General features: G+C 59.3%; 10 protein-coding genes and 1 pseudogene. 5 read left to right on the forward strand and 6 right to left on the reverse strand.

All coding sequences use genetic code 11. From position 1 onward, the window contains the following. Positions 1–702 precede the first annotated feature (702 nt). Entirely contained in the window at positions 703–2,058 is a 1,356-nt protein-coding gene (locus CXR25_RS11755; protein ID WP_114320092.1) for an MBL fold metallo-hydrolase, read from the reverse strand. A 620-nt stretch (positions 2,059–2,678) separates the two neighbouring features. On the opposite strand from CXR25_RS11755, the pseudogene CXR25_RS11760 reads away from it, so the two are divergent. Beyond that, a pseudogene (locus tag CXR25_RS11760) lies at positions 2,679–3,588 on the forward strand (IS5 family transposase). Between the two features lie 49 nt (positions 3,589–3,637). Here the strand turns inward: CXR25_RS11760 and CXR25_RS11765 are convergent. Both CXR25_RS11765 and CXR25_RS11770 read right to left on the reverse strand, forming a co-directional pair. Then, complete coding sequence (locus CXR25_RS11765) at positions 3,638–7,045, reverse strand: UvrD-helicase domain-containing protein (RefSeq protein ID WP_125240579.1); 3,408 nt, start codon at positions 7,043–7,045, stop codon at positions 3,638–3,640. Continuing rightward, on the reverse strand, positions 7,042–9,927 hold the full coding sequence (locus tag CXR25_RS11770) for a PD-(D/E)XK nuclease family protein (RefSeq protein ID WP_125240580.1): 2,886 nt from the start codon (positions 9,925–9,927) through the stop codon (positions 7,042–7,044). The genes CXR25_RS11765 and CXR25_RS11770 overlap by 4 nt, the downstream gene beginning before the upstream one ends. Before the next feature lie 179 nt (positions 9,928–10,106). On the opposite strand from CXR25_RS11770, the gene CXR25_RS11775 reads away from it, so the two are divergent. From CXR25_RS11775 to CXR25_RS11790, 4 genes are all read left to right on the forward strand, one after another. Continuing rightward, the gene (locus CXR25_RS11775) at positions 10,107–10,790 is read left to right on the forward strand and encodes a hypothetical protein (RefSeq protein ID WP_096177810.1); all 684 of its coding nucleotides are present in this window, start codon (positions 10,107–10,109) and stop codon (positions 10,788–10,790) included. 446 nt (positions 10,791–11,236) lie between these two features. Beyond that, positions 11,237–12,544, forward strand: coding sequence for a DUF6361 family protein (locus CXR25_RS11780; RefSeq protein WP_241212332.1), 1,308 nt, complete (start codon positions 11,237–11,239; stop codon positions 12,542–12,544). Continuing rightward, positions 12,544–14,382, forward strand: coding sequence for a phospholipase D family protein (locus CXR25_RS11785; protein WP_096177812.1), 1,839 nt, complete (start codon positions 12,544–12,546; stop codon positions 14,380–14,382). The genes CXR25_RS11780 and CXR25_RS11785 overlap by 1 nt, the downstream gene beginning before the upstream one ends. Then, complete coding sequence (locus CXR25_RS11790) at positions 14,379–17,591, forward strand: helicase-related protein (protein WP_125240581.1); 3,213 nt, start codon at positions 14,379–14,381, stop codon at positions 17,589–17,591. The genes CXR25_RS11785 and CXR25_RS11790 overlap by 4 nt, the downstream gene beginning before the upstream one ends. A 264-nt stretch (positions 17,592–17,855) precedes the next feature. Here the strand turns inward: CXR25_RS11790 and CXR25_RS19390 are convergent, their stop codons facing one another. From CXR25_RS19390 to CXR25_RS11805, 3 genes are read right to left on the reverse strand one after another with little or no spacing between them, the layout of a single operon-like run. Then, positions 17,856–17,939 (reverse strand): hypothetical protein, encoded by an 84-nt coding sequence (locus CXR25_RS19390; RefSeq protein WP_371860678.1) that lies wholly within the window; start codon positions 17,937–17,939, stop codon positions 17,856–17,858. 59 nt (positions 17,940–17,998) lie between these two features. After that, the gene (locus CXR25_RS18820) at positions 17,999–18,190 is read right to left on the reverse strand and encodes a HepT-like ribonuclease domain-containing protein (protein ID WP_205677262.1); all 192 of its coding nucleotides are present in this window, start codon (positions 18,188–18,190) and stop codon (positions 17,999–18,001) included. Further along, a complete protein-coding gene (locus CXR25_RS11805) occupies positions 18,187–18,669 on the reverse strand; it encodes an XRE family transcriptional regulator (RefSeq protein WP_096177814.1) in 483 nt (160 codons plus the stop codon). The genes CXR25_RS18820 and CXR25_RS11805 overlap by 4 nt, the downstream gene beginning before the upstream one ends. Positions 18,670–18,720 lie beyond the last annotated feature (51 nt).

An 18,720-nucleotide genomic window follows, 5' to 3' on the forward strand; every position in this document is an offset into this window, starting at 1 on the left:
CCGACCGAGCCTATGGATTCAGAGACATTCCTGATGACCTGCGTTCCCGCGGGGTCACTGGGGTCATCCAAAGAAGAAGGCCCAAGTCATGGCTCGCAAGTAGCGGGGCAACGTGGTGGGCGTCCACCGGCGTTCGACTCCAACGGGTACAAGAACCGGAACGTCCTCGAACGGCCGTTCGCTTGTAGGTAGCAGCGGAAGGAAATAGCGACTCGCTACGACAAGTTCGCGATTGTCCATCGTGCTGCAGTCGTCTTCAGCGCCGTCCTGACCTAGCTCCGTAAATAAAGGAAACATGTCCTAGAAAACCTGAATACGACATGGCGATTGCTAGTGTGCCGGCCTTGCGGATTTCAACCTGGAGACTAATCATCGGTGAGCGAGCCCGACACGGCGACGACATTTGCCCTTTACCGGACGCTTTGCAATCTTGGCCGAGCGATAGTGTCCTCTGCAACACAGACGTTTTCTGACGCGGGGAGTGAAGAATTGAGCAATCGAATCATTACTCGAGCTACGCATTTGGTAGCACGCGGTGTGAGTGCATCCGCTACTCAATAGATAGTCGAGAGCCTTTATGGAAACCAGGGCTAGACAACCCGACCATCGCGAGAGACCTGAGCAAGGCAGAAGTGGATCAGGTCTGCAGTGGCCTCTTTCGCGCCACCTGCACTTCGCCTCGAGCCGCTGTGCCTGATTTGATCAACGGTGACGTTTATCCGTTAGCTCGAATTTGTCCACAGGATCTCGCGTCACCACGCGGTAGGGAAGATTATTCGAGGTGAGATCTGCGAGGACTTGTGCATGAGGATGACCACGTCGACCTTTCGCCGTTCCCATCTTGTGGTCTCCTTCAAGGGTGACGATTTCAAGGTTTGCAAAGCCATTCCACAAGGCAGCGCAGCAATCACCCGTTGATCCGTGATGCGGAGCAGACATCACCCCTACGCGATCAATCCTTCCGGCACCCAGCACAGCCTTCATCTCGTCTACTTGAAACGACCGGGCGAAGACCGCGTCACCTGTTCCCAGCCAGGAGGGTGCAATGGGCGGAGGCCAAGGAGTCTGAAGTGGGGCCAGTGGGTTCTTCAACCCCCACCCCCGATTGCGATTCCATGAGTACGGCGCAACCGGGCCAGAGTATACACACACGCTGGAGAGGTTATGACCTGTTCCTCCACCGAGACCGCGGGACGAAGGGAGGCCGTTCTTTTTGTGCTCGATTAGTACGGCCTTGCGAAAGTCGTCCAAAAGCACAGTGTCACTGGCAATTTTCTTGAGGTCATAGATCGTACAATCTCGCGGGCTCTTATGAAGAACAGCGCGCACGGCAGTTTCGACTTGTACCGAGGAGTTCAATGTTGAGGCTGTAACGAACGGGCACACTTCCCAGAGTATCTCCGGACTATTTATGGTGTTGGACTGAACAAAAATCGACTGTTTTCTTGGTCCATCGACTTTGGCGACAGACTGGTTGCCACCTTCACCGTCGTCCACAGCGATTGGGGCTGGTGGTGTAGGCGGAGCTTCTCCTGTGTTCGGTTCGAGAAGTTGAGTCTCTGCGTCAGGAAAGAGCTCCGAGATCTCGTCCTCGGGGTCAAGAATCATGCGACGATCTGCATCCGAAGGTTGTCCTTCGTCATTCTCGACAATTACGATAAGCTCCAACCGCTCCAGCGGTGTCAGGAGCGGCGCCCACACTCGTTTGACTTGGATGCCCCTTTGCCGAAGGGCGCTGGCAAGGTGGGTAAGTCCATTGATGTGATCTTGATCGAAATGTGAAATGACAAGAAGGTCGATATCTGCGCCAGTAAAACCGCTGACATAATCGTCGATCGCCTGGACTATCTCTTTTCGAGGCTTCTTTCTCGTCCAGGATCCGCAATCGTAAATGATATTGAGTGATCCCGCATGTACTTTTGAATTCAGGTTGCTGAGTGGATACGCAGTGAACTCGATGTCCTGGGTGAAGAACCCTCCGTGGCCAACGGGCCATTGCACTAGGTGGTTTTCGAAGCTTCCACTCCAGGTTCGCGGTGCAGGCATCTGAGGCATCATCGCCTTCCTCGGCTATCGGTTGCGATCTCTGACCTATTGATCAGCCTACTCTGAGACAGATGGAATTTGTCCGCAGTCGTGTAAGACGTCCTAGCTTGCTTGATATCTGCGCAAGTTCTGCTGGTCGCTCCTAGTTCTCTCACTTTATAACTGTGGTAGAGGCAGCTTTGCCTGCTGTCTCTCGTGATCTCTTCCTCCGATTGTGCAAATGTTGTTAGGTGCAATTGGCAGCGTGGCCGAAGAGCACGTGGTGCGCTACGTTCGTATCATCGCGAGAATTGGTCGCACCAATCCAGAGCGACACCCTAGCGTCATTCACTACGGCATCTGACCCTAGGTGAGTGGGCTGTTGAAGAACATGATCGACGTAGAGATCGCAGGAGACATTGAAATTTGGATGCGTGATGCCTGCCCTTTCGGCTCACCGCTGGCGGACAGATTGTGAGGATGCCGATAGTGCCGGCGAATCCGCGATACACGGCTCTACTTCTCCGCCCTCGGAGGCATGCTCGGTTCGTTCCTCGCCCCCTATGCTTCGGAATCGCCTTGGGTACAGGTCGACGATCGCAGCTAGGGCGTGTCTCCTTTATTGACCATTCCAGGACTGTCACGGTGGAGACGTGACTGCAAAGCAACGACACCGAGTTTTCACTGATGAGCAGTGGGCGAGGATCGAACCGCTGTTGCCCTCGAACAAGGGCAAGAGAGCCCGACCGTTTGAGAACAACCGTCGAATCGTCGAAAGAATCGTCTACCGCTACCGGGCTGGAATCGCCTGGCGTGACCTGCCCCGTGAACACTTCGGCCCCTGACAGACGGCGTGGAAACGTCACCGCCGCTACGCCGCTGACAGCACTTGGGACCGTGTGCTGGCCCGGGCGCTCTGATGCCGATGCTGCCGGTGACCTCGATTGGAACCTCTCCGTCGACGGCACTATCAACCGCGCCCACCAGCACGCAACTAACACGACACGCCCCGATCAAGACACAGGGGACTACGTCAAATTACAAGAATCTGCCCGATTCGGAGTGTGAACCGGCCGGATACGGCATCGGACGCTCACGTGTTGGTCTGACAACGAAGATTCACCACGCTGTCGACAGCTGCGGCTGCCCCCTGGCAGTGGTGGTCACCGGTGGACAGCGCCATGACGGAGTCATCCTGCCGCAAGTCCTGGCTGACATTCGAGTACCGCGGGCCGGCGGCGGCCGCCCGCGTACCTGTCCTGCCGCCGTTTTGGCGATCGGGCTTATGGGCCCAATGCCAATCGCGAATACTTGCGGTCGCGTGGCATTCGGGCGGTGATCCCGAAGAAGAAGGATCAGATCGCGTCTCGTAAGAAACACGGCAGCAACGGTGGACGACCGCCAGCATTCGACGCCAGCGCCTATCGGAACCGCAACGTTGCGGAGCGCTCGTTTTCTTACGTCAAACAATGGCGTGGATTAGCGACGAGATACGACAAGATCGCCATCATCTACCGGGCGGCAGTCGTGATCAGCGCAATCCTGACGTGGCTCCGTCGATAAAGGAGACGTGCCCTAGCGCATCATGTTCTCCAGACTATTCTGACTCGATTCAAATCCAAGACGACAGCCCAGTTACCTTCACCTCCGCGATCGTTCCCACCAACGGTAGGTGAACGATTAGCCGAGGCGCCCGGCGGTTAGTCGCTCTTTCCAGCGAATACGAATATGTCGCCAACTGCCCGAGGTAGTTCTCGCGGATATGGCCGATCGGGTCGGTGCCGGGATAGGTCTTATGGTCGACGAGGATGTGATCGCCGTTCGGAAGCTTCAGCAGAACGTCAATCCATCCTTCCATGGCCTGGTCATTCTCGTTACGCCAGGCGATCGGCTGCTCCGTGAGCACCTCGGCGCCGGGGAACGTTGCCTCGATCCACGCGGTCCAGCGGCGGCCGATCTCGGCCAGCACGTCTGCCGAGAGCACTGTGCCGGCATTCCACCGGTCGAGGATTCGTTCAGCGGCCTCGCTCACTGTCGCCTCTGACAAGGATGCCAACGGCAGCCCAAGATAGGCATGCACCGCATCGCCGATGCGATCCCAGTCTTTCCCGCCCTTGTCGACGAGCGGCTCCCCCAGATTCGCGAGGAAACTCACCTCGGCGTCGATACCCTCGGAACCGACGCTGCTGGCAGTGAAGTGGGAAGGAGGACCGATAACCTCCTGTGCGAGCCGGCGCACTGGGACATCGGTATGAGAGTAGAAGGACTGCGGTGGTGGCACCGTCTCTTGTGGAGCCTCGGAAGATAGCGGATACGCACAGATTCGGATCGGCAAACCAGTCTGGGCCGACGCGCTTCCGCTTTCTCTCACACGACGGTTCGAGATCCGCAGCTCCCCTGCTTCATCGACGGCAGGAGTTGAATCATCGCCGATTTCCGGCAGATCCCAGGTCAACAACTCCTCATCGACGGCTGTGCTAAGCACATTGTTCTGACCGGTGGGATCACCGAAGGCCATGATGCTGTGACATTCCGCTCGGGTCAGGGCGACGTAGAGCAGGCGTGCTGCCTCATTGCGTTCAGATTCGGTACTGCGACGTACCGTTCCGGTCTGTCCCAGCCGTTCCTTCAACGGCCCGTAACTGCTGAGGATCCTCGGCAACAGCCGCAGGGATCGGTTCGCGAGGGGATGCCTGGCGTCAAAGACCGGGGCCTTTTCCACAGTGACCTCGCGGTGGCCGTAGTCCTTGGCAGCAGAGACTCCCACGATGACGACCGGCCACTGCAGGCCCTTCGACTGGTGCATCGTCGTCACGAGCACGGCATCATGAGCTGTTGTCTGCTCGTATGCGCGTGCAGCCTCATCGAGGTGTTCGAGCAGGCCCGCCGGTGTCACCGGCATCCGTGTTTGGTGAGAGGCGTCCTCGTATTCCGCAGCGATCTGGCTAAGAGCGTCGAGGGTGGCAAGCCTCGTCTCCGGGGTCGACCACGCCTTGATCCGCTGTGGCAGGTCAAGGGCGTCGACGACGGCGAGCAACAGCTCGACCGATGTGTACCGAGAAGCATGAGTCGCCAACTCTGCCAGTGCGGCGGGCGCGAGATCGGCCCACCAGGTCGACGGTTGAGCCCGGCGCTGCTGCTTGTCGGCGATGTGCACGGCATCGTCGAACCACGTGTCGTGGCTTTCGTGATCTTCCAGCAGCGTGACGAGTTCGGCGAGCGCAACACCGTCCTCAGGATCGACGACGGCGGCCAGGCCGGCGGCAACGAGCTGGCCTTCCCTAGTCGCGAGCAGATCGATGGTCGAACCGACGGCGGGGATTCCTCGCATGTGGAGTTCGTTGACGACTCTGCCGACCTGAGTGTTCGTGCGCACGAGGACAGCGATGTCACCGACGCCGACGTCACGGCCTGGCAATTGTGGTGAGCGGGAGAGGAAGTAGGCGACACCCTCGGCGATAGCCTGCACCATTCTGCTGTTCGAGCGTGTGGCCCCGCCCTTGTCCGTATTCGGCACCCAGAGTTCACGTCCGCCGATTGCTCGGTGGGCCTGGCGCTGGGGCGGAATGTTGAGGACGACTTCACCCTCGGGCTGTTCGGCGAAGACGGAACTGAAGATCGCGTTCGACAGTTCCAGTGACGGATCGGTCGATCGCCATGAGGCGTCGAGGTTCTCCGTCGTTGCCGTCCCAAGCTCGGTCTCTCCGTCGATGAGGGCGGAGAAGACGTCGTTCATCAGCTCCGGGTCCGCTCCACGGAACCCATAGATCGCCTGTTTGCGATCTCCGACCCAGACGACTTCGTCGACGAGTTCGGCCAGTTCCATGAAGATCGCCAGCTGGATCGGCGAGGAGTCCTGGAACTCGTCGACCGCCAGCAGCCGGAACCGGGAGGCGACGGAACGCCGAACCCGATCGTTCGTCCGCAACAGGTCGAGGGCACGGACCTCCTGGTCGACGAAGTCCATGACGCCCATACGATTCTTGTGCTCCTCATATGCGCTCAGTGAAGCGATCGCAGTGTCGATGACAAGGCGAATGAGTGCCTCGACATCTGCGTGGAAGGCTTCGTTGGCCAACAGCTCACCGGAGACGAGTGACGCACTCGAAGTTTCGAGGACCTGCTTGGGCACCTTGCCAAGGGTCTTTCCTCCCGGAGCCTGCGGGTATTTCATCTCGGCGACTTTGGCCCATGTCGACCAGGGAATCCGAGCGAAGGGATCGTCAGCCTCGGCGTGGGCGTCGAGGTCGCGGAGGAATCGGTCAAGGGTGATGATGCTGCCTTCGACGTTGCCGATGCTTCCCTTGGCCACCGTCACCCGTGGCTCCACTATCGGGTCAGACTCTTCGCCTTGGGCGATGCGCAGCGCCGCACGGAGTTCGTCGATATCGCTGGCCAGGCAGTCTCGCCAGGTTTGGCGACCATCGGTTCGTCTCTTAGGCAGCGCCGAGAGGAAGAGTCCTGCCGAGGCTTCCGCCGATTCACGCAGCTCCGCCTCGCCGAGGTGGTTCGCCCGCGCGGCTTCGGCCACGGACTTGACGAGATCGGACCACACGACGGGTCCGTGACCCCACTGGCTGGCCTCACCTGGGCTGCCATTGTGCCCGGTGCGGAGAAGAAGATCCCGGTGGGCCGAATCGGCGCCGGCGATGACGTCATCGACGGCCGCGGTGAAGACCATAGCCTGCTCGGTCTCATCGAGTACACGCAGCTCGGGAGAATACCCGGCATCGATCGCGTAGTCGGTGACGAGCCTGCCGGAGACCGAGTTGATCGTCCCGATGAGTGCCGTGCCGATCTCCTCAGCCGCGGTGGTGTTCGAGTCGTCGAGGAGTCGCTTCTGTGTCTTCTCAACCAGATCCGTTGCGGCACGAACCGTGAAGGTGGTTGCGATGACTTCGCTGGCCCGCAATGGGGCACTGCCATCGGCTGGTTTGTCCGTCAACCGCGCAGAGAGAACCTCGGTGAGTTTATAGGTTTTTCCCGAACCGGCCGAAGCGGTGATGACGTGGACGCTCATGAGGGGTCTCCAGCGATGCCGTAGATGAGGTTGAAGGCACTGAATGTCTGCGGTTTGTCGATGAAGAGTCGGCCCTCTTCGGTGATCTCGTCTTTGATCGACTTGATCGCTTTGTTCAGCTCCGTGTTCTTCTCCCCCGGTCTGATGCCGAAGTCGGCGTAGGCATCGGCACTCAACGATTCGAAGCGTCCGGTGGCGATCTTCGTCAGGGCGTCTTCGACGGACGCCTCGATACGCGGCCACAGACCAGTCGGATCCCCGCCGAGGTTGGCCCCGCTATCATCCGTCTCGCCTGATCCGCCGGTGAAGTCCGGGTCAAGAGCGGAGTCGGTGGAGACGAAACGACCCTGCTTGAGCAGGAAGTAGGCGGTCAGCGGATTTCCGTCGCCACTGCCTTCGGCCGTGTGGGAGTAGACGCTCAGCTGCACGGCTTCGCCGTCATCAACCATGGTGCGGTAGCGCTTGCCCGAATTCGCCCATTTGAGATCGATGATCACGGGGCGGCCAGCGTCGATTGCCCCTTCCAAGTCGCGCATTCCACCCAACGCCACGGTCCAAGGCCCGCCACTGACAGTGAGCTCCCAAGCGTGAGTGAAGGCCGCCTCGGCGCGGGTGAGGGTGATACCGCATTCCTGCACAGTGGTGAACAGGGATGCCAGCGAGGCAAGCACTTTGGAGCGGATCGTCCCGAGCCGAGCCTTCTGCCCCGGAAGGAGCAGCTCGGAGGCGAACCGCGGGACGAACCGGTCGAAGGTTTCTGCAATCACCTGGGGTGACGGGACTGCTCCATCCGTCGGCGCTCCCCTGCCGACGAGTTCCTCGACGATTGCGTGGACGAACGTGCCGATCATGCGATTGCCGGTCGGAACGTCGAAAGAGAAACCGCGTTTGATACCGAGGGCTCGCTCCAGCGTCCAACCCAATGGGTCACTCAGCAGCTGTTCGATCTGGGTGAACGACAGCCTTTCGGGAAGGAGGTGGGTGAAGTCGCCGTCCAGGGAACGAGAAACGGTGCTCGGCGGGGTGATGGTCTGTGCAGCCACCTCGTCGAGGGGTGCAGAGACCTCACCCAGTCTCCAGGTTCCGGTTTCGTGCAGTGTGGAAACCGGACGGGTGATTGAGGCGTCATCGAGAACTGCATCAACGCCTGTTGTGGTGAATCGTCCGGGATAGGTGACGGCGATGTCTTCGGCCAAACGGGAGAGGGAGGGATGGAGTGACGTCTCCTGGCCGCGAATGCGATCGGGGCAGAAGCAGATCACCGTGGCGGCCGTGCGAATGCCACGCAGCGCAGCGGCTTGGTGCAGGCGCTCCCTCTCGGTCGCGGTCGAGATCTGAGCGCCGGCGAGGGATAGAGCGTTGGCCTCCTCGGGGTCCCACACTTCATTTCCATCGCCCTCGTTGCGGTGAGAGGACCACCAGAGGATCGTGTCGCAATCTTCTGGAACTTCCGCCGGATCGGAGACCACTGTCCACTTCGCCGCGATCGCCTCTGCAGTAATGTGTGGTGCTGTGGGGGCGCAGACATCGGCGATGTCGAAGAGCTCACGGACACGAAGTTCCTCTGCAGGCAGGTGGTCCAGCGCTTCACGGAAAGAGTCGACGTGACCGGCCGCTTCGGCGATGAAGGCTTTGGTCCTGGTGCTGTCTGGCGTCGCGTCGTCGGGGTTGTGTGAGAGTGCGCGCAGACGATCTGCCAGCCAATTCAACGCTGGGTGGAGTGTTGTGAGAAGGACGAGGTCGTTGTCGATGACCGGTGGTGTCAGGCGGATGAGTCTGTCGATGGTGTGTGCGGTTTCTGCTGCCTTTGCTCTGGTCTCAGGTGCCGTGTCGGCGCGGTCCTGGAGGTCGCGCAGGGCTGTCATCCAGGCGGAGTCTGGGTCGCCGGAGATTCCTGGTTCCTTCGTCAGCGCGGTCAGGAGCGCGGAGGATACTGAGCGGGGAATGAGAGCCTTCGCTGGTGATTCCGCGTCAGGGGTACCGAAGGAGAGGTCGAGGAACTCCGCCACGTGCCGGATGTCTGTTGGTGGCAGGATGGCGCTGAGGAAGACCGGCAGGACCTGACCGGCCGGGCTCATTGCCGAGGTGCGGGGAATGCCGAGTGTCGGGGTGCCTCGGCGGGAGAGCTCGTGGTCGAGGATGTTGGTGGAGTCTCCGGCGATGATGCAGAGTTTGGCGCGGTCAGTGGTGTTGGACAGCCAGCGCGCGGCGGCCTCGGCGGTCGACCATTCATCTGGTCCGCGGACGATGGTCAGCTCGGGTACTCCGGATTTCACGGTCGCCTCGGTGATGGTGACGCCTGCGGCATCCAGGACCTCGAGGATGGTCTGCCACGTGTTCGGAAGATCAGTCGCTCGGTCCTGCAACTCGATCGTGTCGATGCCCAGCGGCCAGCTCGAGCCATGTTGGCGGAGGAAGGTGAGAACTTCGCACAGGTCGTCAGCCCTGCCGGGTGTGAGATTCGCGCTCGGGTCATGGGCTGGCCCGAGGCGCACCAACTGTTCCACCGCAGCCAGAGCGTCGAGTCGTGGGTGTTCGGTGTAGGTCTCCTCGTCTGTGGCAGGCTGCCAGCCTGCCTCGACGGCATCATCGCGAAGTCGTAGGAGATGGTGGGCGGTATTCCACGGATCGTCGGCGAAGGAACGTTGATACCAAAGGTGATCGGCCTCGGACATGAGCGATCGGTACTGGGCAATGCGGATCGGACGGTTGACGCTCGGACGCGTAGTCCCCAGCCGGGTCTGCAGGATGCCGAGAAGGCCGAGCGGACCTGTGACGACCGTCGTGCCGGTGGGATTCGTGTTGGTGGTGTGGGAGCTACGAGTGTCGCGGTGAGACTGCCACGGGGCTCGGTCGAGGGCCCACCCGAACTTGATGTGCATCCTTGCTCCTCCCTGACCACCTGATGACGACAGTAGTAGGGCGGCGGGGTTTCGCCAAACGGAGTTGTCGCGCGAGTAGATAGGCGCAGCACACACGCTGATTCGGCGCCGGCAGCCTAGTGTCAGAGGTCAGATGTAGTGTTAGCGACAACCAGTTTCCCCAGTGAACGGATTGAAACATGACTGTCACCGAAACCGAGATCAAAACCCTGGTCGAGTACTGCGAGACCCACCTCGGTGATTCGAATCTATGGACAACTCCGGAGGGCTATCCGAACAGCCTGGCGTTGTGCATCATCGATTCGATCTACTCCACGGGCTCTCACTACTCGTCGGTGGTCAATGTGATCGAACGCTACAAAGCGTCAGGTGGTGCGCAGGACGGAGCGCAAGAACTCGCTCGCTCGATCCAAAACGCTGGAGGAGCACGCGAGTGGGCGACGTCGATTGCCAACAACCTCAAGCCTGCTCACACCCGGCCAGGAGCTCCGTTGAAGGCCGAGATTATCGAACAGGCTGTCGCTCTCATGGAGGAGCTCGGAATCGACACTGTTCCTGATCTGGTCGCCCACGTGAAGGACAAACCTCTCGACAACGAGGTTCTTCGCGGGTGGAAGCGATTGCCGAGTCAGAGTTCCGGCGTGACCTATAACTATCTGCTCATCCTGGCAGGAATGCCTTCCGTCAAACCCGACCGTATGATTCTCCGATTCCTCGCTGACGCACTCGGTGAAGAAGCGGATCTGGACGGCCCACGGGCGGTCGAACTCATCACCGAAACGGCGAAGACAATGAACGTCGATCCTCGCGCTCTTGACCACATTGCGTGGAGGGCAGCGTCAGGACGCGAACTGGTTGACTGAGGATCTTCGCCCCTCGGCACGAGCACTGGACTAATAGAGCCGGGCACGCTCGGCACCCGTTCGCAATGTTCGCTTTGAGCATCAGAGCCGAGAACTCAGCGGATCTCGATGACGCTCTCAAATTCCATATTTTCTCAGTCAGACGTGATGCGCAGCCCCGAACCCTTTCGGGGTGGATGTTGTTCGATTCGACATTGTCATCATCCCTGAGTGGTTCGGGGCTGCCCCACTTGACGAAGGTTCTACATGGGCGAATAGGCAGAAATCGTGACCACCACTGGGGCGATGCTCATGATCTGGAACGGGCATTTCTGCTGTCCGCCTATGGGCAGTTCTCTCTGGCCTCCAACAGAAGAACGGGCACAGGCGGTTCAGGATGTTGCAGATTACCAAGAGCTCTCCACGCTTCGCGCGCGATGTGATTCTGTGGATGAAGGGAAAGGCTGATGAAGGCTGATCGGCGGCACGGCAATTCGCGCCTGAGCCGTGCCATAAAGAAGGATGTGTCTATGACTTCAGTGTTCGGATGGGTAGCGACGGATGCGGAGCAACGCCGTCGCATGATGGAAGTCGTGGACCAGTTTCGTGATTCGACGACGATCGATGACCTGGGGCTTGGCGGGATTCGTGATGCGTTCTCTGACACGCTCTTCCCTGGAACGTCGACATTGCACACTCGCATTCGATACGCACTTTTTGTCCCATGGACGTTGCAGCTCGCGAGCGATCGCAACGCGACAGTCTCGGAAATGTCCGGTGCCTTCACACGCAGTGAGTTCCAACTGACACAGTCGCTTCTCAACGGAGGGGAGTCCGCGGGAGTGATTGGGCGCATGGCCGGTGCGGACCTTAAACGCACGGCCTCGACTGTCTACTGGGGACTGCTCTCGACCTGGGGCGTCTTCGAGCGCGGTTTCACCGTGCGGGAGTATTTCGAACGCTGCGTGCTGCGGCGAGAGCAGAAGCGCGTGCTTCCTCGCGCGGACGATCCCGAAGTGGCACTTGAACTCACCCCGACGGGGTTGCACGAAAGGCTCCCCGCAGCGCCAACCGACTTACTGAATGCTGCTGAATTCGCTTTGCGACCGGAGGATGAGCAGTTCCTGCGGGAGGCGATTACTCATTATGCCCCGGGTTCTCTCCTGGCACACCTGGTCGAGAACCAGCCGGCTTCATGGGTTGACTTCGAGAGTGCGCCCGCGACTTTCGCGTCCCCTGAGATCGTGGCCGACCTTCCGCAGGCTCTGCAGGGCCTTGTAACTCGGGCGAATAAGTACGCTATCGCCGTCCACGGGGCCAGCCTCGTCTACAATCTCATCCTTGCCCGCCGGACAGGCCGCCACATCGACGATGAAATGACCTACGAAGAGCACTACATCGACCGGATCCACGAATGGTTCGACGAGACGCAGCGGGAAGGCACTCCCACTGCTGAAGATCAGAACCAGATATGGCTGATGGTGAGTGCGACCGGTCGGGCGCTGTCCCGTTCCACCACAGTGTTCGTGCGCGAATGGATCGCGTCGGTCAACGCTGCGGCCAACGCAGACCAACTCATCGAATCAGCTGAGGTCATCCAGCGGATCATTTCCCGTGAGCGCGAGAAGAAAGGGGCACGAGCCCGCCTCGCGCCTGGCAATCGGCGAGCACTTGATGCGTGGTCGGGAGCGGCTGGAACAGGCCGCAATAACTTCCGATGGAACTACGTGGCCCGGCATCTGCAGGATCTCTATGACGTGAGGACCACCGACTGATGCTCAACCCCGACGACCAGGTGCTCCTGACCGACGCATTGCGTCCACCGCCTGGATTCGAGATCGACTATGCAGTGACTACGACCTATTCATTGACCCTGGAGTCGATCCTCGTCGCACCGATGTCGTTCGCCATGGCAAGTGCTGATGACGTCGGAACCGCGGCAGCGAACAATCCGATCGCGACTCTGGACGCGGTACAACGCCACGTTGACCGCACGACGGTGTTCGTCCAAGCCGGTGGAATTCACATTCCGAAATCCCACAGCAGGATCTTTGCATTTCTTGAGGACAGCGTCCTAGAAGTCGAACCTCCAGACCAGGAAGGGAGTTTCCACCCCAAAATGTGGGCCGTCCGGTTCGCGAACGATGACAACGAGGTCCATCATCGGGTCATTGTGACAAGTCGAAACCTTACACAGGACTCCTCATGGGACACAGTCCTGGTTCTGGAAGAGGCTTCGGATGGTGAGATCAACGCGATCCCAGCTGCAGAATTCATCAGAGCCCTTCCAGACTTGAGCACCAGACCCATCTCTCGCAAGCGCAGAAACGAGGTTGAAGACCTTGCGACATCGCTATCCACTGTTCGGCTGACTGCGCCGCCACCATTTACCCTGGGAGAACTTGTCCCGATGGGCGTGGGCGAAGCATCATGGTCCTTCCCTCAGTCTGCGGCGCGGACCCTCATCATCAGCCCGTTCCTTGCCGCCACGCAGCTGGAAGTCGCGCGTGCCGCTGCCCCCGACGCAATGTTGATCTCTCGAGCGGATTCCATGAACGAACTAGGACGGAAAGGTTTGGCATCCTGGGACACTTTCGTCTTGCACGCAGCAGCTGATCACCCCGACGACGAGGCGGAACCCGATACAGATGACGAGCGACGAGCTCCGACACGGGGTTTTGAGACCGGGCTTCACGCGAAGACTGCAATCATTGACCGGCATGATGGCGAATCCTTGACAGTGACCGGGAGTGCGAACTTCACTCAATCTGCCTGGACGCGGAATGTGGAGTTCAACGTTGTTCTACACGGTCCCACGAGTATGACCGGAGTCGACGAAGTATTGAGCGCTGGCGACGGAGAGGTGGGACTGTCCTCCATCATCGAGCCATACACACCTGAACGTTGGGAACCCGAAACTGACGCTGAGCGCGGCGTACGCTACCGGATAGAGAACTTCCACCGGCAACTCGCCCGCAGCAAGCCTGTACTGCACTTATCGATCGTCGACGAGGAATCGGTGTCTGCCGAACTGGTGTTGGAACCACCGGCCGACGATCTCTCCGAGACGACTCAGGTGTGGCTCTATACCGTCGATACGGATATACGAGATTTGCGAACCGATCGTCCATGGGTCGTCGCCCCGGTCAGCATCACAGCGTTCCTTGCAGTCGAGACGACTGCTGCGTACAGTTCAGGAACTGTCACCCGTCGGTGCGTGATTACCTGTGAGTTGACAGGTGATGCCGTCGACCGGCGTAAGGCTGCATTAGCAGCGATCCTCTCTAACCCCGCCAGCGTATTGAGATATCTCGCGCTGCTGTTGGGGCTCGACCCCACCACACACACCGTGGCATCAGAAGTGCGGGGTGAGGCCGATTCTTCCACGTCGATGATTCTGGACTGGAACTCACCGCCCGATGGCGGGCTCCCGGCCGTCGTGCTGTTCGAACCGCTCATGCATGCGACTCGGCAGCCCCGCGAACTCGCAAAGATCGCGAACCAGATCGATGAACTGCGAAGCATGCCAGACGCAGAGGAACGGATTCCGTCTGACTTCCTCACAATGTGGGACGTCGTACTCGAGGCAGTTTCCCCGGAAGGCTTGTCATGAGTGAAGAGCGTCCTGACGTCGAATCAATCCTCGCGGGACTGAAACCGTTCCAACGCGCAACGGTTGAACACGTATATGCGCGCCTGTGGAGTGACGACGATGCAGTAAACAGATTCCTTGTCGCGGACGAGGTCGGCCTTGGAAAGACGATGGTCGCGAAAGGTGTCGCCGCGCGCGCTATCGACCATCTCTGGGAAGACTCAGAACGCACTGGCAAACCGATCACGATCGTCTACATCTGCTCGAATCAGCAAATCGCACGCCAAAATCTTGTGCGACTGGCTCAGCTCACTGACGGCGACGTGCAGACGAATGCCGACCGGCTCACCATGCTTCCGCGAACTATGGGGAGCGCCCGTGAACAGCGGGTGCAGGTCATCGCATTCACACCGGGAACATCACTGAACTTCGGAACTGGCGCCGGAACAGTGCCCGAGCGAGTCCTCCTTCACCAAATGCTCACCGGCGCGTTTCCTGAAAGGGAGTTCTCACGGAGATCATGGTCGTCATACCTCGCGGGAAGGGCAGCTGTCGAAAATTTCGACGACGAGCTCTCGTGGGCACAGAGGCAAGAACCGGTGCCAGCTGACATTCTCGCTTCGTTTCGCACGCACCTCGAAGATGAGCAAGGATCTGAAGGGCAGTCTTTCCTTGAGGAGCTGTTCGATCATCAATCGAGATGGGCGCGCACTCCGCATCGGACGGAAGAGCTGCGTCGTTCTCGGTATCCGTTCATCGCTCGCATGCGCGTTGCCATGGCGAGTGCGGCTCTTGAGCGACTTCAGCCTGATCTGGTGATTATGGACGAGTTCCAACGCTTCAAAGACCTGTTCGCGGACGACGATTCTGTTGTCCTTCCTCAGGCCCAGAAGCTGGCACAGCGTGTGATCAACGGCGAAGGAGCCAAGACCCTGGTCCTTTCGGCGACCCCGTACAAGATGTACACACTGCCCGATGAAGCTGATGGCGACGATCACTACCGGGACTTCATTGACACCGTTTCCTTCTTGGCCGGACGGGAGAAAGCGCAGGAGATCGCTCGGTCCTTGAGCCTGATGAGGAAGGGTATCCTGCTAAACAGTGACGATGGGGTGGAACGAGCAGAACGTGCTCGAAGTGATGCGGAACAGGCTCTGCGTTCAGTCATGTCCAGAACAGAGCGCCTTGCCGCCACTGCCGACACGGACGGGATGCTTGAAGAAAAAGTGTTCGGCGACCTCGTTCTCACTCCTTCAGATGTCAAAGGATGGCGGGCCCTCGACGACATCTCTCGTGCAATAGGAACGGGTGGAGCGTTTGAATATTGGAGATCGGGCCCTTATACGCACAACATGATGGACACGACGGGATACAAAACACAGGAGAAGTTCCTCAGCAAGCTGGAAGCTGAAGACGAAGAACTGCTCAACACTCTTCGAAGTCATAGGGATTCGCTACTGCCATGGACATCGATCCGCCACTACAAACGAGTCGAACCCGCCAATCCGAAACTGCGTGCGCTGATCACTGATCTCACATCCAGTGGAGCATGGAAGCTGGCATGGATCAGCCCTTCACTGCCGTACTTCGAACCAGGTGGGGCGTATTCGGGCGCTGAAGCCCAGCGCTTCACCAAGAAGCTGATCTTCTCCGCATGGAATGTAGTTCCAAAGACAATCGCGTCGCTTGTAAGTTACGAGATGGAGAGACTCGCCGTTGCTTCATCACCTTCTGAGTCACAGAAGGGACGAGCGTACGATGACCGAACAGCATCCCCGCCTCTGAGGTTCGGGTGGGATACGGAGCGAGATCTTCCTCGAAATCTGCCTAACCTTAGTGTGCTCTACCCTTCGCCCGCCCTTGCCCGAGTAGGCGACCCACTTGCAGTGGCGCAAGAAATTGGGCAGGGACTGCCGTTGGATCTGGAAGCTTACGGACAACACGTGGAAACCCGGATAACAGCGATGCTGAATGACGCTGATATTCATCCTCAAAAGGGAGCAGAAGGACTTCGCCGTCGCTGGTACGGTGTCGCGCCCTTTCTTCTTGATCGCGCTGCTGCACTCCGTGAGGGGTGGGCCGCACAGATTCCCCATGATGCGTGGTCAGAGGGCGACGGTGGAGGCCGACTGTCTGATCATGCACGATGGGCTCTCGACCCGCTGTTGGAGGAGATGGGCCCGCCGCCAGAGGACCTGGCCACCGTGCTCACAGTGGTCGCTGCCGCGGCTCCCGGAATCTGCGCGCTGCGTGCAATGACACGCATATCCGAGGACACCGATGCGCTGTACAACGCAGAGGTGCGGCAGCACGCTCTGCACGCAGCACTTGGCTTGCGCAACCTCTTCAATCGACCGACCTTGATGGCTGTCGTTCGTGGCGCCACAAATGACTCGAGCAATGACGCTGATTCATATTGGAGGCAGGTCCTTCGGTATTGTTTCGACGGTAACCTTCAGGCTGTTCTGGACGAATACAGTCACACGCTAAGCGCAGAACTGACAGGCGTCTCCACCACCGAGCAAGCACACAGACTGGCGAACCAGATTCAACTTGCCGCGTCCATTCGGACCGCGCCGAACGGCGTCCACGACATCCGTGTCCAGCATGGACGTGCGACCGTCGAAACGCGACAGGTGAATTCGCATATCGCGGCACGCTTCGGCCGCGTTCAATCAAACGAAGGTGCGTCGGAACGTGAAGCCACAGTGAGAGAGAGCTTCAACTCTCCGTTCTGGCCTTTTGTCCTCGCAAGCACTTCTGTCGGCCAGGAGGGCCTCGACTTCCATACGTACAGTCACGCTGTCGTTCATTGGAACCTTCCGTCTAACCCTGTGGATCTTGAACAACGGGAAGGTCGCGTCCATAGGTATAAGGGCCATGCGGTTCGGAAGAACGTTGCCGACGAATACTCGGAGCACGCGGTCGGAGAACCGGCCGGGGACCCGTGGGAACGAATGTTTCAGGCTGCCGAGGCTTGGAGACCTGAGGGCGATTCCCTCCTCGACCCCTATTGGGTGAAGAACGGTGCAGCGAAAATCGAGCGGTATGTGCCGGCGATGCCTCTGAGCCGAGAAAGCCGTCACTACCGCTCCCTCGTGCGGACTGTCGGCGCATACCGGTTCGTCCTAGGACAACCCCGCCAAGAGGAGCTCATCCGGTTCCTGGGCCCTCATGCGTCCAACTTGAGAATCGACCTGTCACCACCGAGTTCGGACCGCCCAGAATGATGACTCTCAGTTCGCCACATCTTTAGGTTGTTGCATTCAGTCGATCAAGTTCGTCACGTTTGCGTCTGGCCATGTGATTCGCCTACGGCATGTCTCGTTCATCGCCATTGCCAGGTCCAAATCGCCCTGATCACGACAGCTGCCAGAGGGCGGCCATTTCCGTCGACGGCACGGTGCATCTTCGTCGTCAGCCCACCGCGTGAGCGATCGACGCCATATCCAGCCAGTTCACTCTCCGAATGCTCTAGCTGTCCGGCACCGACTTCAGGACCGACCGTGGCTAGCGACGATCCTGCGGACTGTTGCTTCCAATTCGGGGATGTCGTCTCGGGCTGTCACCCAGACGATCGTCCTTGATGTGTCGAAGTATCGATGCGCGAGCGAATCGCGATCCGGATGATTTCAGATCACGGAATCGAAGGCTCGCTGGCGAACACAGACTGAGGCACATCTTTCGCTGCTTCACCGATTTCGATCAGCCGAACTCTCATCGCGTCAAACAGCATGTCATCGTCAGAACCAGCACGTTGCAGATAGCTTGTGATGGCCTCACATGCGGAAAGCATGTCGAGCAGCCGCAGATTCGGGTCACTTGTCACAGCGGAACCTCGTCGAGCAGCGCCGTCGCTGAAACCGAAGCTTTGAGCCCGTTCCGGGGAATGAGGTCGACTTCTCTCCCCAGGATGCGCTCCGCGACAGATCGCATCTTCATCAACTTGGATAGGCCGACTGAATCGTCGATGTCAACGAGCAGATCCACGTCGCTGTCGGGTCGATCATCGCCACGAGCAACGCTGCCGAACACGGAGATATTGTGGCCTCCAAGTTCGGCGAGCTTCGCGATGAGCTCAGCGGAGTGGGTTCGAACCTCGTGCAGTGAATCCGGTTCGGATTCAACCACGAGACGGAATCCCGCCGCCGTCAGCAGGACGTCCAATGCTGAGACTGATGGCTCACGTCGCCCTTTTTCGTACGAGCTGATGACGCTTTGCGCGACCCCTGATCTTTCCGCCAGCACAGATTGGGTCAGACCCGCGTATTCCCGGGCCCGACGGATCATCGCACTGGCTCTCGACATAGCAACACTATAGCGTATTCGCAATAACGACTGTCGAGCTCAGCAGACAGC

This window comes from Brevibacterium aurantiacum (genome assembly GCF_003932995.1).
Classification (GTDB): domain Bacteria; phylum Actinomycetota; class Actinomycetes; order Actinomycetales; family Brevibacteriaceae; genus Brevibacterium; species Brevibacterium aurantiacum.

Bases quoted from the DNA above. Each gene is read 5' to 3' on its own strand.
- CXR25_RS11805 (WP_096177814.1), bottom strand. From the start codon at position 18,669: ATGTCGAGAGCCAGTGCGATGATCCGTCGGGCCCGGGAATACGCGGGT.
- CXR25_RS11755 (WP_114320092.1), bottom strand. From the start codon at position 2,058: ATGATGCCTCAGATGCCTGCACCGCGAACCTGGAGTGGAAGCTTCGAA.
- CXR25_RS11770 (WP_125240580.1), bottom strand. From the start codon at position 9,927: ATGCACATCAAGTTCGGGTGGGCCCTCGACCGAGCCCCGTGGCAGTCT.
- CXR25_RS11780 (WP_241212332.1), top strand. From the start codon at position 11,237: ATGAAGGCTGATCGGCGGCACGGCAATTCGCGCCTGAGCCGTGCCATA.
- CXR25_RS11785 (WP_096177812.1), top strand. From the start codon at position 12,544: ATGCTCAACCCCGACGACCAGGTGCTCCTGACCGACGCATTGCGTCCA.
- CXR25_RS11765 (WP_125240579.1), bottom strand. From the start codon at position 7,045: ATGAGCGTCCACGTCATCACCGCTTCGGCCGGTTCGGGAAAAACCTAT.
- CXR25_RS11775 (WP_096177810.1), top strand. From the start codon at position 10,107: ATGACTGTCACCGAAACCGAGATCAAAACCCTGGTCGAGTACTGCGAG.
- CXR25_RS11790 (WP_125240581.1), top strand. From the start codon at position 14,379: ATGAGTGAAGAGCGTCCTGACGTCGAATCAATCCTCGCGGGACTGAAA.